Source organism: Heyndrickxia ginsengihumi (assembly GCF_011008565.1).
In the GTDB taxonomy this organism is placed as follows: Bacteria; Bacillota; Bacilli; order Bacillales; family Bacillaceae_C; genus Weizmannia; species Weizmannia ginsengihumi.
Window position 1 is genome coordinate 33,184 of record NZ_JAAIWK010000028.1, and the last position, 15,230, is coordinate 48,413.

Here is a 15,230-nt window from a genome sequence, read left to right on the forward strand (position 1 = left end):
CCACTTTCTAGTCAACTTCTTTATTAACCGTTTAAATGAAAAATGACCTATTTAAACAACAATCTTTTAGAAAAGAGCCCTAAAATTAACATCTAGAATATATGATAAATGATTTTATTATAATATGAAAGGGAAACCTTGGAACAAAGGCATAAAAAATAAAAAGTTCACTCTTGCACTTTAATCATATTCCATAAGTGATTCTATTTTTTAAAAAAAGGACTCCTAAATCTATATAAAAAAGGTACATCACGTTCGTGATATACCTTTCTTTACATTACTTTGTTCCATTATTTTGAACAAGTTTTACCATAACACTTGCAATTGCTTTTTGCTCTTCTTCAGAAGCAACTGACCATAAATCAGATAAAACACGTTGTTGCTCATTTTTTGGATCAACGTGATCAGCTAGGTAATCCCCAACTTCCGATGCTAAACTTGTAATTGAATCTTGAGACATACCTTGATCTTTAGCCTGATGTAAACGGTCACCTAGAAAGTTTTTCCATTGATCCCAGTTTTCTAAAACACTCATGATTGGAACCTCCTTTAAAATCGTACGATCTTATTTTGCTTCACGACCTAGGAGGTTATACATATGTAAAATAGTAGTTTTTGGTATTTTATGTGTACCAAGCACCATTAATAGAAATGGTCTGTCCTGTTATGTAGCTGGCTCTTTCTGATAAAAGATATGCAATTGTTCCTGCTACTTCTTTTGGAGAAGCGATGCGTCCAATTGGAATCTCATCTTTTAGATCAGCAATTTCCTCCGCAGTAAATAATTGCAGCATATTTGTATCAACTGCCCCTGGAGCAACTGCATTGATTAATACTCCGCTACGGGCCATTTCCTTACTTAATGCTTTAACAAATGAAATTTGTGCACCTTTCATTGCAGAATAAACAACCTCACACGCAGCCCCAGTTTGTCCCCAAATTGAGCTAACGACAACAATATAGGATACTTTATTTTGTGTAAGCTTAGGCAATAATAACTTCGACAACATCATTGGCGCTTTTACATGAATTTGATACATTTCATCCATCGTTTGTTCCTCAGTATCGAGCAATAAGCCATAATGTGATGTTCCGCTTGTATAACAAATCGCATCTAAATGAAAAATATTATTCACTAATTCTGATATTCCTTGCTTTGTCATCAAATTAGCTTGAATTGGAATAATTTCAATTGGGTATTGAGATAATTCCTTTATTAATTGAATAATCCCATCTTTATTTCTGTAATAATGGACATATAAATTCCAGCCTTCCGCTGCTAACACTTTGGCTGTTTCTTTGCCAATGCCTCCACTTGCACCCGTAATGAGAGCAAATTTTTTCATTTTAATTCCCCTCCACTAACAAAAAAACTCGAGAAGACTCGAGTTTTATTTCGGTAATACTTGAAAAGTCGTAAATCGTTCTTCCTCAAAAAATTGTTGTGCCGCCTTTTTAACATCTTCAAATTGGATTTTTTCAATTGTCGGAACAACATCAAAAAGATTCATTTCGTTAAAAGAATATCTTGTAAATTGATTGGCAATAAATTCAGGTGAATTTAATTGCCTTAAAAACGCCCCAATTTTTTTCTTTTTCACACGCTCTAAAGAGGCTGCATCTAAATAGTTTCCATTTTCTTTAGCCGCAAACATAATGTCGTGTAAACGTTCAGCTAATTGATCAGGATGCTCTGTATCTCCCCCAATCATTGCGAAGCCAAATCCATTTTCTTGCGTATAATCATATGAAAAAGTAGGATCAATCAGTCCTTCGTTATACATTTCGGCATATGGTTCAGAACTACGGCCAAACAATAGATCAAGTAATATATTAATCGTCAGTTCACTTTTTAACATATCATTTCCGCTTTGATTAACATTTAAACCTTTCACCCCGACGAGACATTTTGGAAGCTGTACATTCATTTGCAGACTATGCTTCTTTTTCGCTACAGTTGCTGGCTCTGAAGGGAATTTCCGTTTAATTTCCGGCTGATTTTGATAATCTTTACGATTTTGATTATCCCGAATCAATTGCAGCATCTTTTCTGGATCGACAGGTCCAACTATAAATAAAAGCATATTACTTGGATGATAAAAAGTATTATAGCATTCATATAAAAGTTGATCTGTAATAGGGGCAATTGATTCAATCGTTCCTGCAATATCAATTTTTACTGGATGGTTATGATACATGTTTTCAATCAAGCCATAGTATAAACGCCAATCAGGATTATCATTATACATTGTAATTTCTTGACCAATAATCCCCTTCTCCTTCTCAACCGTTTTCTCAGTGAAATATGGGCTTTGCACCATATCAATTAAAGTTTCTAAATTCTTTTCAACATGATCCGTACTTGAAAATAAATAGGCCGTACGATTAAAGCTTGTAAATGCGTTAGCGGATGCACCTTGTTTACTAAATTGTTGGAATACATCGCCGTCTTCTTTTTCAAACATTTTATGTTCTAAAAAGTGGGCAATACCATCTGGTACGTGCAAATAATCATTTTTTTCTAACGGGACAAATTCATTGTCAATGGAACCATATTTCGTCGTAAACGTTACGAATGTTTTATTGAAGCCTTCTTTTGGCAAGATGTATACTTGCAAACCATTAGCAAGTTTTTCGTAATACAATGTCTCATTTAATTGGTCAAAAGTTTTCTTTTCCATCCATTATCCCTCCAATCCAGATAAAAAGTAAACAGTATCTTTTTCAATTTTGGAAGCGATGTTCACAACATCATTTTTCGTAACACGATCAATTTGATTGATCCAATCTTCTACTTGAATTTGCTCATTTGCTATTACATTGTGATATAAGATTTCAACTAACCCTCGTGAAGTATCAGCTGTTTCTAATAATTGGTTTCGAATAACCGCTTTCGTTTGGTCTATTTCTTGATCGGAAAATTCACCATTCTTCATTGCTTCAAATTGTTTGTCAATAATGTTTACTGCTTGATCAAAGTTTTGTGATTCAATTCCGCTCATCACCATCATTAATCCTTTATGACTTTCAAGCTGACTTGCCACATAATAAGCCAAGCTAGCTTTTTCACGAACATTAATAAATAGTTTCGAGTGTGAGAAGCCACCAAATATGCCATTAAATAACTGTAAAGCAAAATAATCTGGATGACCAAATTGAATATTTGTCCGATAGCCGATATTTAATTTTCCTTGTTTAACATCTTGTTGCTCTTTTATCTCTTTCACTTGGTCTACTTGATGTTCGATCGTTCCCTCAGCTTTTTGCGGAGTACGTGTTGTAAATGTAAGTTCTTTACAAGCAGAGATAAGTTGGTTCTCATCAACATCACCAGTTATAAAGAGATCTAATTCATCTTCTTTTAAAGCATGTTGAAAATATTCATAAAGGGATTTTTCAGTAATTTCATCAACTTTTTCTACCATTCCATTAGCCTGTAATGCATACGGCTCTGCTTTGCACATTTCCTCAACAAGCCGCATGCTCGCATAGCGCATTTTATCATCGTAAATAGATTGTATCCTTTGTTTCAACACTCTTTTTTCTTTCTCTACAGTAGCTGAATCAAATTGATCTTGATCTACATTTGGATTCAATAATACTTCTGTTAAGAAATCTATGCCTTTTTGCAATAATGGAGTAGAATCTTGCAAAAATTTTTCATTTGCGATTTCAACTGTAAAAGAAATAACGTGGTATTCTCCTTTTTTCGCTAAATCCACATAAAAGCTTGCACCATATAAGTCATCTAAATAAGTTCTCAATTTTGTTGTCGTATCATATTGTTTCGTGCTACTTTGCAAAACATGCGGCAGAAGTGCCCGAAAGGTTACAGTCTCTTCTGATAAAGGAGCTTTCATTTTAAATACAATTGTATTCGTTTTAAACTTATTCGTTTTAATGGTATGTAACTTATAACCATCCATTTGTTTGACGGTTTCTTTGGCAACTGTCATTATAATCCTCCTTATTTAAAGCCATCGTCATTCATTTTTTACAATTAATGTGTACAGATAATTTAACTATACATTTTTAGAACTAGTCTCTACAAGTATTAACCTTTCTATTCTTTCAAGTTCTTGTTTAGAAGGCTTTGTCAACTTACACGCTTTTTCATAAAAGAGGAATTGATTTTCGCTCCAGGTTGCTCTGCTTTCCCCTTAGAAGTCTCGCTCCAATCATCATTTTTATAAACAGTTTACTTATCTTATAAAAAAAGAGCGTTAAAAAAAAGGCCCGGTACTATGTCCGAACCTTTTCTTACTTATTATATGAAAGTTGAATGCTTATCTTTCCCCTTTTATATATGGAATTCCAGAAGCTTTTGGTGCATCCGCGCGTCCAATGAAACCTGCAAGAGCTAAAATAGTTAAAACGTAAGGAGCAATTAACAGGAATACACTTGGAATATCTTTTAAATACGGAATACTATTTCCAATAATACTTAAGCTCTGGGCAAATCCGAAGAACAGAGCTGCTCCCATTGCTCCTAAAGGATTCCATTTTCCAAAAATCATAGCAGCTAAAGCCATATAACCTTGTCCAGAAATTGTTGACTGACTAAAATTTAAAGTAATCGATTGCGCATAAATCGCTCCACCAATTCCACCGAAAATTCCAGAAAGAAAAACAGCCATATAGCGCATTTTTATTACATTGATTCCCATTGTATCTGCTGCCATCGGATGTTCACCAACAGCGCGAAGGCGTAAACCAAATGGAGTTTTAAAAAGAATATACCATACAATAAAAGCAACAATTAACGCTAAATAAGATGGATATGTGATACCCTTAAATAATAACGGACCGATAATTGGAATATGACTTAATCCTGGAATATTGACTTGTCTAAAATATTCTGTAATTGTATCAGTCTGACCTTTTCCATATATTTTTTTTATTAGAAACATGGCTAAGCCGAGAGCAAGGAAGTTGATCGCGATACCACTCACAGTTTGATCTGCCCGAAATGATATAGTTGCTAGTGCATGAATTAAGGCGAAAATACCTGATACAAGCATAGCAACAACTAAAGCAATCCACGGTGTCCAAGCGCCTAAAGTCTTAGAAAAAGTTAAATTAAAAACAATAGATGTAAAAGCACCTATAATCATTAAACCTTCTAACCCAATATTTACAACACCAGATCGTTCTGAAAATACACCACCTAAAGCAGTGAAAATAAGTGGTGCCGCTGATAATAAAGATGCTGATATAATAATTTCTAATGCCGTCATAAAATCCACTTACTTCACCTCCTTTTTAAAACGTTGAATACCCCATTTAATGATATAACTTGAAGCAACAAAGAAAATAATTAATGAAATGACAATATCAACTAGCTCGTTTGGTACACCGGTTTCAACAGGCATGTTTAAAGCGCCTATTTTAAGCGCCCCAAAAAGGACTGCTGCAATCACAACGCCTAATGCAGTATTTCCACCTAATAATGCAACAGCAATTCCATCAAAACCTATTCCAGAGAAGGAAGATTGTAAGTAGGCATATCCAAAATTCCCCAACCCCTCCATTGCCCCGCCAAGACCTGCAAAAGCTCCAGAAATAACCATCGATAGAATAATGTTTCGATTTACATTCATACCTGCATATTCAGAAGCATTCTGATTATACCCAACAGCTTTCAACTCAAAACCAAGAGTTGTTTTATCAATGATAAACCACATGACAATAGCTGCAATAATAGCAAGATAGATCCCATTATGCATTGTAGAATAATCTGTGATTTTTTGGAAAAACGGCGATGCTAATGAAGCCGATTTGTGAATATGTGGTGTCGTATCTTGCTGTTTTGACAATACATTTCGAATTAAATAGTTTGATATATACAATGCTATGTAATTCATCATAATCGTCACAATTACTTCATGAACCCGCAGTCTCGCTTTTAGGAATCCAGGAACGAATCCCCATACTGCTCCCGCGATAGCTGCTACGATAATCGCCAAAGGTAAATGAATAATCTTAGGCAAATCAAAAGCAAGTCCAACCCAAACAGCTGCAATCCATCCTACAATTAATTGACCTTCCGCTCCAATATTAAAGAGTCCGGTACGAAAGGCAAAAGCAATCGCCAATCCAGTAAAAATATATGGAGTCGCGAGTCGAATCGTTTCACCAATATAAAATGTTTGCCCAAATGCTCCATTCCATAGTGCTAAATACCCTGCAATTGGATTATAGCCGCTGATCAACATAATAATTGCACCAGCAATAAGTCCTAATAAAACCGAAATCACAGGAATCAGAATATTCATCATTCGATTAGACATTAATTTGTTCACCTACTTTTTTCTTGGATCCAGCCATTAGAAGTCCCAATTCTTGCTCTGTCGTTTGGCTTGCATCAACAATATCAATAATTTGTCCTTCATAAATGACTGCAATTCGATCACTGACATTTAAAATTTCATCTAGCTCAAACGATACGAGCAAAACTGCTTTACCGCGATCTCTTTGTTCTATTAAGCGTTTATGAATAAATTCTATGGCTCCAACATCTAGCCCCCGTGTCGGCTGCGCAGCAATTAAAAGATCGGGGTTTCTGTCAATTTCTCTTCCAATAATTGCTTTCTGCTGATTCCCACCAGATAAAGATCTTGCTTTCGTATATTCACTAGGTGTTCTAACGTCAAAAATAGAAATGATTTCTTTTGCCTTTTTATAAATCGATTTGTAATTTAAAACTCCATGTTTAGAGATTGGTTTTTTATAATACGTTTGTAGTACAATATTTTCTCCAATTGAGTAATCGAGGACTAGACCATGCTTATGACGATCTTCAGGAATATGTCCAATTCCAGATTCAGTAACTTTTCGCGGCTTTAAGTTTTGAATTTCTTTTCCATTTAGTCTGATTGAACCATTTTCCGTTTTTCTTAGACCTGTAATTGCTTCGATTAACTCTGATTGTCCATTACCATCTACACCAGCAATCCCAACGATTTCACCGGAACGGACATTTAAATTTAAATGTTTAATTGCTTGCACACCTCGAGAACTATTAACTGCTAAATCCTTGATCTCTAGCACAGGATCTTTAGGATTAGCAGGTCCCTTTTCAGTTGTAAATACCACTTCTCTTCCAACCATTAAATTAGCCAATTCATGTGTATTTGTATCTTTTACATTTAACGTACCGATTCCTTCTCCTTTACGTATTACCGTTACACGATCACACACTTCCATAATTTCTTTTAACTTATGAGTGATTAAGATGATCGATTTTCCTTCCTTAATCAACGTTTTCATAATTTGAATCAGTTCTCTAATCTCTTGTGGTGTTAAAACTGCAGTTGGTTCATCAAAGATAATAATATCTGCACCACGGTACAATGTCTTTAAAATTTCAACTCTTTGTTGCATTCCAATTGAAATATCTGAGATTTTTGATCTTGGATCAACGGCAAGTCCATATTTTTCCGAGATTTCTTTTACGGTTTCTTCCGCAGCTTTAATATTAATTGCTACACCTTTCTTCGGTTCTTCACCTAGAATAATATTTTCCGTAACTGTAAATTTATCAATTAACATAAAATGTTGATGGACCATTCCAATTCCCAAATCGTTCGCAATGTTAGGATTTGTAATGTTCACTGGCTTACCTTTTACACGAATTTCTCCTTGCTCGGGCTGATAGAGTCCAAATAGTACATTCATTAACGTTGATTTGCCAGCACCATTTTCGCCAAGTAAGGCATGGATTTCTCCCTTTTTTAATTGCAGGGTGACATTGTCGTTCGCAACAATTCCAGGAAATTCTTTGCGGATATTTAACATCTCGATTACATAATCCACCCTTTATTCACTCCTTAAATGTTCATAGTAAATTTGTGTGAAATAAAATGATAGTGGGACATCTCTTTTTCTTAAACAGTTTTAAATACGAGGACTTATAGCCTAGTGTGCAGTGCCTTTTTATGGACTTTATTAAGAATTGATTAGCCACAATTTTTAATACGGGACCAGTTATAACAACCAGTCCCGTATTACAATAAATCATTTATTTTGTTGGCTTAACGGGGATTTTCACATCGCCGTTAATGATTTTTTGTTTCCATTCATCTACTGCTTTTTTAACTTTTGGAGTTAGATTATCCTGTGTAGGTGCAATTCCAACACCATTTTCTTTCAAACCATATTCTATCGTTTTGCCGCCAGGGAATTTTCCATCTTTTGCTTTCTTAGATAAATCAAGTACCGCTTTATCAACACGTTTAACCATCGATGTTAATGTAACGTTATATTTTTTACCTTTTACTGTTACATTACCTTCATCTGCTTGGTCACGGTCTACACCAATTACCCAAACATCTTTACTTGGATCATCTTGCTTAATATTTTTCGCTTCTGTAAATACCCCTTTACCACTGCCGCCAGCAGCAGCATAAATAACATCGGTTCCAGACTTATACATCGCTGATGCAATGGATTGACCTTTACTTGCATCATCAAATGACCCTACATATTGAATTTGCACTTTTGCTTTTGGATTTACCGCCTTAACCCCGGCTTGAAAACCACCAGCAAATTTGTTAATTAAATCACTATCTGTTCCACCGATAAAGCCAATTTTATTTGATTTTGTTGTTAAACCTGCAACGACACCAACTAGAAATGAACCTTCTTGTTCTTTAAATGTAATACTTGCGACATTTTTCTTTCCAGTAATGACATCATCAACAATGGCAAAGTTTGTAGATTTACGTTGATCCGCAATTTGCTTAATGGCTGGTTCTAAATTGTAACCAATACCATATACTAAATCGAATCCGTTTCGAACTGCGGTATTTAAATTTGTTGTATAATCTGCATCCGAATGTGATTGAAGATAATCAAATCCATTTTTTCCTTTTTTCAAGTTCTCTTCTTTACCGAATTGTTGTAAACCTTCCCAAGCCGATTGGTTGAAGGAACGGTCATCGATCCCACCCACATCTGTTACAAGCGCTACACTAAAATTATCCTTTTTATTAGTGCTCGAACTATTACCACCTGATCCACAAGCAGACAGAAGTGTACCAGCTACTAAAACAGCTGCTAATGCTAAGCCAAATTTACGTTTCTTCATTTAAGTACCCCCTTGTTTTTTTAGTAAGAGAAAAACTTTGCTAATTTTATATTTATCTAAAAATTCAGTTATGCTCTTACTTTCGAAATTAATATATCATTTTTTAAATAGCAAATAAATATATTTTTTATTTTTTGTCGAAAAAAAAAGTAATTCTTCCTTTTAAATGTCAAAAAAGAATACATTTCGGTAACGTTAAGTACAATTTGATATTTACTTTCACACGATTTGTTATGCTACTCGATCATTTTGAAAAATATGTGAATTGAGAAAGCACGAAATGAATCAAGGAAAAAAAAAGACCCTCAAAATATTTGTATAAACACTCCTTCTATCCAATAAAGACTAGAATCTACATCTTATCGTGCTCATACAATATTTTGAGAAAGCCTTATTTATTTTATACTTATGAACTTTGTTCCTCTGATTGCTTTGGAATTAAGACGGTCCTAGGTTTGCTTCCTTCATATGGACCAACAACGCCTCTTACTTCCATTGCATCTATAAGCCTTGCTGCCCTCGTATAGCCAATTCTGAACCGTCTTTGCAGCATTGAAACAGAGGCTGTTTGCATCTCTGCAATTAACGCGACAGCATCATCATATAATTCGTCATCAACTTCTTCTGTTGTCTCAGGAATTTCATCTGGAATCATTTCTTGCTGATATTGAGCTTTTTGTTGGGAAATGACAAAGTTTACGACTTCCTCAACTTCTTCATCTGAAAGGAAAGCCCCTTGAACACGGACTGGTTTTGATGCTCCAACTGGAAGAAAGAGCATATCACCTCGCCCAAGAAGTTTTTCAGCTCCCCCCATATCCAAAATCGTTCTCGAGTCTGTCGAAGATGAAACAGCAAAAGCAATTCGCGATGGAATATTTGCTTTAATAACACCAGTGATGACATCAACAGATGGACGCTGTGTAGCAATAATTAAATGAATACCAGCAGCCCGCGCCATTTGTGAAAGTCTTGTAATAGAATCTTCAACATCGCTAGAAGCAACCATCATTAAATCGGCCAATTCATCAATAATGACGACAATATATGGTAACAGTGGCTGTTTCTCCCCTGTTTCAATATTCATCTTTTTCACATACTCATTATATCCTTCAATATTCCTTGTGCCAGTATGTGAAAATAGCTCGTAACGACGTTCCATTTCATTGATCACTTTTTTCAAAGCTTGAGATGCTCTTTTTGGATTTGTAACAACAGGTGCCAATAAATGTGGCACTCCGTTATATACATTTAATTCAACCATTTTTGGATCAATCATCATCAATTTTACTTCATGCGGTTTTGCACGCATAAGAATACTTGTAATAATTCCATTTATACAAACACTTTTTCCGCTACCAGTCGCACCAGCCACGAGTAAATGCGGCATTTTATTCAATTCTGCAGAAACAGCTTGTCCTGTAATATCTCTACCTAAGCCAATCTGTAGCTTCGAAGCTGATTCATGTTCCTTGCCTTCTAATACTTCTCTTAAAGAAACGACGGCAACTTCAGAATTTGGCACTTCAATACCAATTGCCGATTTTCCAGGAATAGGCGCTTCCATCCGGATATCTTTAGCAGCTAAAGCAAGGGCAATATCATCACTTAAACTGACAATTTTACTTACTTTTACGCCTGTATCAGGATGAACTTCATATTTTGTAACTGCTGGTCCTAAATGAACTTGTGTTACTCGGGCTTTTACTCCAAAGCTTTGGAAAGTCCTTTCTAATTTAGCCGCATTTTTATGAATAACTTTATATTCATTGCTTTGATCTGTTGAACGCGGTCTTTTTAACAGCGTAATCGGCGGTAGTTGGTAGTCCTCATTCTCATATTCAGTAAATAATATTGGCGGAGCTTCTTCCTCCTCCTCTTGTTCCACTGTATCAGTTATTGTTTGATCGTTACTCGACTGCTCAGGCTGTTCTTCTGCAGCAGGCGTATACTGTTCAGTAAAACTAGATATAATAGGAGCAACCACTTCCTCCTGTGTATCCTCATGCTGTTCTTCTGATATTGGAACTTGTTTTTCTTTAGCAGCACGTTTCGATTTTCTTAATTGTTTTTTTTCCCTTTTTTCTGCTCGCCAATCAGACAAATCGCCTTTTGACTTTGACCACTGGTCCTCAAAAAATTGTTTGCATTTTATACTCATTTTTTCTAGAAAAGGACTGATAGACTTTCCAGTAAGAAGCATGAGGGAAATAATGATTAAAACAACACAAAGTATTTTTGTACCTAAGGCATCGAAAAGAAAATGCGAAGCAGCATATAAAACGGCGCCAATAATTCCCCCGCCTAGATCATAGGAAAATACATTTACTTTAACTGAATGCCCAAGTACTACTTCCCACCATAATTGTTCTTCTTGATGCCAAACTCGCAGTGTATTAAAAATGACACTGTTGCCGACCAATTTATGCTGATTAGATAAAACTGCGATCATATTTACATGGAAAAATAGTAAAATACTAATAAGCAATAGATAATATCCTATTAAACGAGGTTTGAAAAATTGCGGCCAACTTCGTTTAATCATTAAATAACCAGCTAAGCCAATAAGACTCCAAATAGCAACCCAATATAGTTGTCCAAAGAAAAAGCGAAAAAATAAAATGAGCGTTGTTCCAGTTTTTCCAATATCGGCAAGCGCAAATATACTTAAAACAATAAATACGATACCTATAAGTTCAAACTTCATATTCAATTTAATTTGTTGTGTACTCTTTTTTCTTCTACGCTTTCTTTTTGCCATATGATCACCTTCAATATATAAAAACACAATTGGAATTTCGCTCTATGTAAGAAAGCAGCCAAATCTGGCTGCTTTTACTTTTTACTATACTATTATAGCATACCAATATCCAATTGAGGAATTTCTTTCAAACAATGGAATGATTCAATAGTGTTCCTGGCATCAATTCAGCTTGTAGATAGTCATTCGGATTGCTACTTAAAATGCGTATAATTCGATACCCTTGCTCCACCTGTTCAGCCAGTATTGGAACGCCATTATAAGCGATCATTTCTTGCTTCGTAAATTCTAGTGAATCTGTTGGGAAAATCATTTCTTTTGGCATCATCGTATGCAAAATCATTGAATGAGTCCCCCCTTGTTTTGTTCTTCTCTTTTAACTTCGATTAATTCATTTAACCTTTTCATCGCTTTACCGATCCCGCCAACTTCATCTATTAAGCCATATTGTACCGCTTCAGCACCAACAATATTTGTACCGATATCGCGGGTTAAATTACCTTTTGCAAACATAAGATCTTTAAAAGTTTCTTCTTCAACATTAGAATGTTGTGTCACAAATTTAATAACCCTTTCTTGCATCTTGTCTAGGTATTCAAAAGATTGCGGCACACCAATCACTAATCCTGTTAGTCGAATTGGATGGATTGTCATCGTTGCTGTTTCTGCAATAAAGGAATGTGTACAAGAGACAGCAATTGGAACACCGATAGAATGTCCACCGCCTAGCACAATTGAAACGGTCGGCTTTGATAATGATGCAAGCATTTCAGAAATAGCTAGCCCTGCTTCAACATCTCCACCTACTGTATTTAATATAACAAGCAATCCTTCTATATTTGGATTCTGTTCGATTGCAACTAATTGCGGAATCAAATGCTCATATTTTGTTGTCTTATTTTGCGGCGGCAATTGCATATGTCCTTCAATTTGTCCAACGATCGTTAAACAATGAATTGGAGAATCCTGGGCAAGCTGAGGAACGTTCGTTTGACCTAATTGTTGGATCTTTTCAATAAGCGGTGATGTTTGATCTTTCTGTTCATCTTTGTTTGGCAATGGCTGCTCTTCCATAATGAGCCCCCCTTTACATAATTACATAAAACATATACAGATCATTGATTGTCTCACATACTGACAACATGTCACTTTACATTTTAGTATCTACTTCTACCGGAATTTAATACTTACAGATATATAAAAAACGCCGATATTAAATCGGCGTTACCTTTCACACTTCCATAATGATTGGCAAAATCATCGGACGTCTCTTTGTTTTTTCAAATAAATATGAGCTTAATTGATCACGAATATCTTGTTTAATACTTGTCCAATCGAATGAATCTTGAGACATATTATGCTCAACAATATCTTTCACAAGACTGACAGAGTTGCTAATAAGTTTTTCTGACTCCCGAACATACACAAATCCACGGCTAATGACTTCTGGTCCCGCTGCGATTGTTTTCCGCAGTCTATCTAATGTAACGACTACAATGAGAATACCATCCTGCGATAATAGACGACGATCTCGTAAAACAATATTTCCAACATCACCGACACCACTTCCATCCACTAAAATATTTCCTGATGGAACACGTCCGCTAATCGTCAGTTTTTCTTGCTTATATTCAATAACCTCGCCATTACTAGAAATAATGATAGACTCTTTTGGGATACCAACTTGCTGTGCTAACTTTGCATGGGTATATAAACTTCTATACTCACCTTGAACAGGGATAAAATATCTTGGTTTCATTAAACCTAACATTAATTTTAAATCTTCTTGGCAACCATGACCTGTCACGTGAATATTTCGTTTGCTTGAAAAAACTGTAGCACCCGCACGATAAAGCATATCAACCGTTTTTGCTACAAATAGTTCTAATCCCGGAGATGGCGAAACAGCAAGGAACACTGTATCCCCTTTTTTTACGTTTACATATTTATGGGAATTTTTAGCCATTTTTTGTAAAACTAAAAACGGCTCACCTTGACTACCTGTTGTCAAAATAACTAATTCATGATCATCATATTTTGAAATATCATGTATCGGGATAATGAGATTATCGGCTTCCGCAGTTAAATATCCTAATTTTATTGCAATTTTGTATATTCTCTCCAAATATTTACCTACAATCGCTACTTTTCGATTTGTTTCACATGCAGAGTTTAAAATTTGTTGAATACGAATTAAGTTTAATGCAAAACTAGCTATAATAATCCTGCCTTTTGCTTCAAAGAAGGCATGTGATATTTCTTCTGCCACAATAGACTCTCTGATCGTCAAACCAGGATGCTCAGCTTCTGTACTGTCAGACAAAAGGAAAAGAACACCTTCATCACCAATATTGGCCATTTTTCCGATTTCTGAGCGATATGGCCCTTTTAATTCTTGATCAAATTTAAAGTCCCCAGTATAAACGATATTTCCTTCTGAAGTATGAATGCAAATTCCAACCGAATCAGGGATACTGTGAGTTGTTCTAAAAAAGCGAATATCTACAGAATCAAAATGCAAAACAGTATCTGCATGAATGGTAACAAATTGAATAGATTTTTTTAATTTTACTTCTTTTAATTTTTCTTTTACAAGCGCAATCGTTAATTTTGTTGCATACACAGGAACATTTAACTTCATTAGCATATATGGAAGTGCGCCAATAGCATCTTCATGGCCATGAGTTAAAAATATTCCTCGGATTTTATGCTTGTTTTCTTCTAAATATTTAAAATCAGGAATAACAATATCAATACCTAACATTTCATCCTCAGGAAACATGAGCCCTGCATCAAGGACAAAAATGTCATCATCCACTTCAACTACATATAAATTTTTTCCTACCTCCCCAACTCCTCCTAAAGGAATGACTTTGATAGTTTCGTTTTTTTCCTTTTTCAAATTACGATTCCTCCCATGTTGAAAAAAATGGCAGAGTAGAACAATCGTTATTATGCAATTATTTAAAACTTAAATAAGCTTTCTATTTAACAAACCGTTCACTCTTCTTTATTGCTATATAAAAACTCATTGATCATGATGTTGAAGATACGTTAAAAAAGTAATAACTGTTTAAGTTCTATTTGTTACACCGGTCCCAAATCATGATTTAAGAGTATTTAAATCAAAAATTCCGTTCCTTTCGCTTATGTATAGCTTAACCGAAATAGGGTTAATTGGTCAATTAGTGATATCATAATTTATGACTGTTTTCCAAAAGAAGATTGATTTTCGCTTCAGGATGCTCGCTTTCCGCAGGCGGATGCTGAGCCTCCTCGGCGTTGCACGGAGGCCACTGAAAATCTTACGTTTTTATATAAATTGATTTAGCAAAGGCAGAAAAAAGGCAGTTTGTTGTTCTAGTTCAGACAACAAACTGC

General features: G+C 35.2%; 12 protein-coding genes. All 12 read right to left on the bottom strand.

Translation table 11 applies throughout. From position 1 onward, the window contains the following. Window positions 1-277 precede the first annotated feature (277 nt). A complete protein-coding gene (locus tag G4D61_RS14835) occupies window positions 278-535 on the bottom strand; it encodes a DUF3243 domain-containing protein (RefSeq protein ID WP_025727837.1) in 258 nt (85 codons plus the stop codon). Between the two features lie 88 nt (window positions 536-623). Further along, window positions 624-1,346, bottom strand: coding sequence for an elongation factor P 5-aminopentanone reductase (gene ymfI / locus G4D61_RS14840; RefSeq protein WP_025727838.1), 723 nt, complete (start codon window positions 1,344-1,346; stop codon window positions 624-626). A 45-nt stretch (window positions 1,347-1,391) separates the two neighbouring features. Next, on the bottom strand, window positions 1,392-2,681 hold the full coding sequence (gene yfmH / locus G4D61_RS14845) for an EF-P 5-aminopentanol modification-associated protein YfmH (RefSeq protein WP_025727839.1): 1,290 nt from the start codon (window positions 2,679-2,681) through the stop codon (window positions 1,392-1,394). Window positions 2,682-2,684: 3 nt separating this feature from the next. Next, window positions 2,685-3,956 carry an EF-P 5-aminopentanol modification-associated protein YfmF gene (gene yfmF / locus G4D61_RS14850; protein WP_035352983.1) on the bottom strand — a complete coding sequence of 424 codons (1,272 nt, stop codon included), beginning with the start codon at window positions 3,954-3,956 and terminating at the stop codon, window positions 2,685-2,687. Window positions 3,957-4,286: 330 nt separating this feature from the next. Further along, the gene (locus G4D61_RS14855; protein WP_025727841.1) at window positions 4,287-5,246 is read right to left on the bottom strand and encodes an ABC transporter permease; all 960 of its coding nucleotides are present in this window, start codon (window positions 5,244-5,246) and stop codon (window positions 4,287-4,289) included. Further along, window positions 5,247-6,290 (bottom strand): ABC transporter permease, encoded by a 1,044-nt coding sequence (locus G4D61_RS14860; RefSeq protein WP_025727842.1) that lies wholly within the window; start codon window positions 6,288-6,290, stop codon window positions 5,247-5,249. It lies immediately after the preceding gene. After that, complete coding sequence (locus G4D61_RS14865) at window positions 6,283-7,815, bottom strand: ABC transporter ATP-binding protein (RefSeq protein ID WP_025727843.1); 1,533 nt, start codon at window positions 7,813-7,815, stop codon at window positions 6,283-6,285. Before G4D61_RS14865 ends, G4D61_RS14860 begins: the two co-directional genes overlap by 8 nt. A gap of 205 nt (window positions 7,816-8,020) precedes the next feature. After that, entirely contained in the window at window positions 8,021-9,088 is a 1,068-nt protein-coding gene (locus G4D61_RS14870; RefSeq protein WP_025727844.1) for a BMP family lipoprotein, read from the bottom strand. Between the two features lie 406 nt (window positions 9,089-9,494). Then, complete coding sequence (locus G4D61_RS14875; RefSeq protein ID WP_163174241.1) at window positions 9,495-11,849, bottom strand: FtsK/SpoIIIE family DNA translocase; 2,355 nt, start codon at window positions 11,847-11,849, stop codon at window positions 9,495-9,497. 127 nt (window positions 11,850-11,976) lie between these two features. Beyond that, entirely contained in the window at window positions 11,977-12,192 is a 216-nt protein-coding gene (locus G4D61_RS14880; protein ID WP_025727846.1) for a YlzJ-like family protein, read from the bottom strand. Then, window positions 12,189-12,923 (bottom strand): ClpP family protease, encoded by a 735-nt coding sequence (locus tag G4D61_RS14885; protein ID WP_025727847.1) that lies wholly within the window; start codon window positions 12,921-12,923, stop codon window positions 12,189-12,191. Before G4D61_RS14885 ends, G4D61_RS14880 begins: the two co-directional genes overlap by 4 nt. Before the next feature lie 157 nt (window positions 12,924-13,080). Then, a complete protein-coding gene (locus G4D61_RS14890) occupies window positions 13,081-14,751 on the bottom strand; it encodes a ribonuclease J (protein WP_025727848.1) in 1,671 nt (556 codons plus the stop codon). Between the last annotated feature and the right edge of the window lie 479 nt (window positions 14,752-15,230).

Excerpts from the sequence above, each read along its gene's own strand:
- G4D61_RS14875 (WP_163174241.1), bottom strand. The coding sequence starts at position 11,849 with ATGGCAAAAAGAAAGCGTAGAAGAAAAAAGAGTACACAACAAATTAAA.
- G4D61_RS14885 (WP_025727847.1), bottom strand. The coding sequence starts at position 12,923 with ATGGAAGAGCAGCCATTGCCAAACAAAGATGAACAGAAAGATCAAACA.
- yfmF (WP_035352983.1), bottom strand. The coding sequence starts at position 3,956 with ATGACAGTTGCCAAAGAAACCGTCAAACAAATGGATGGTTATAAGTTA.
- ymfI (WP_025727838.1), bottom strand. The coding sequence starts at position 1,346 with ATGAAAAAATTTGCTCTCATTACGGGTGCAAGTGGAGGCATTGGCAAA.
- yfmH (WP_025727839.1), bottom strand. The coding sequence starts at position 2,681 with ATGGAAAAGAAAACTTTTGACCAATTAAATGAGACATTGTATTACGAA.
- G4D61_RS14835 (WP_025727837.1), bottom strand. The coding sequence starts at position 535 with ATGAGTGTTTTAGAAAACTGGGATCAATGGAAAAACTTTCTAGGTGAC.
- G4D61_RS14860 (WP_025727842.1), bottom strand. The coding sequence starts at position 6,290 with ATGTCTAATCGAATGATGAATATTCTGATTCCTGTGATTTCGGTTTTA.
- G4D61_RS14880 (WP_025727846.1), bottom strand. The coding sequence starts at position 12,192 with ATGATTTTGCATACGATGATGCCAAAAGAAATGATTTTCCCAACAGAT.
- G4D61_RS14870 (WP_025727844.1), bottom strand. The coding sequence starts at position 9,088 with ATGAAGAAACGTAAATTTGGCTTAGCATTAGCAGCTGTTTTAGTAGCT.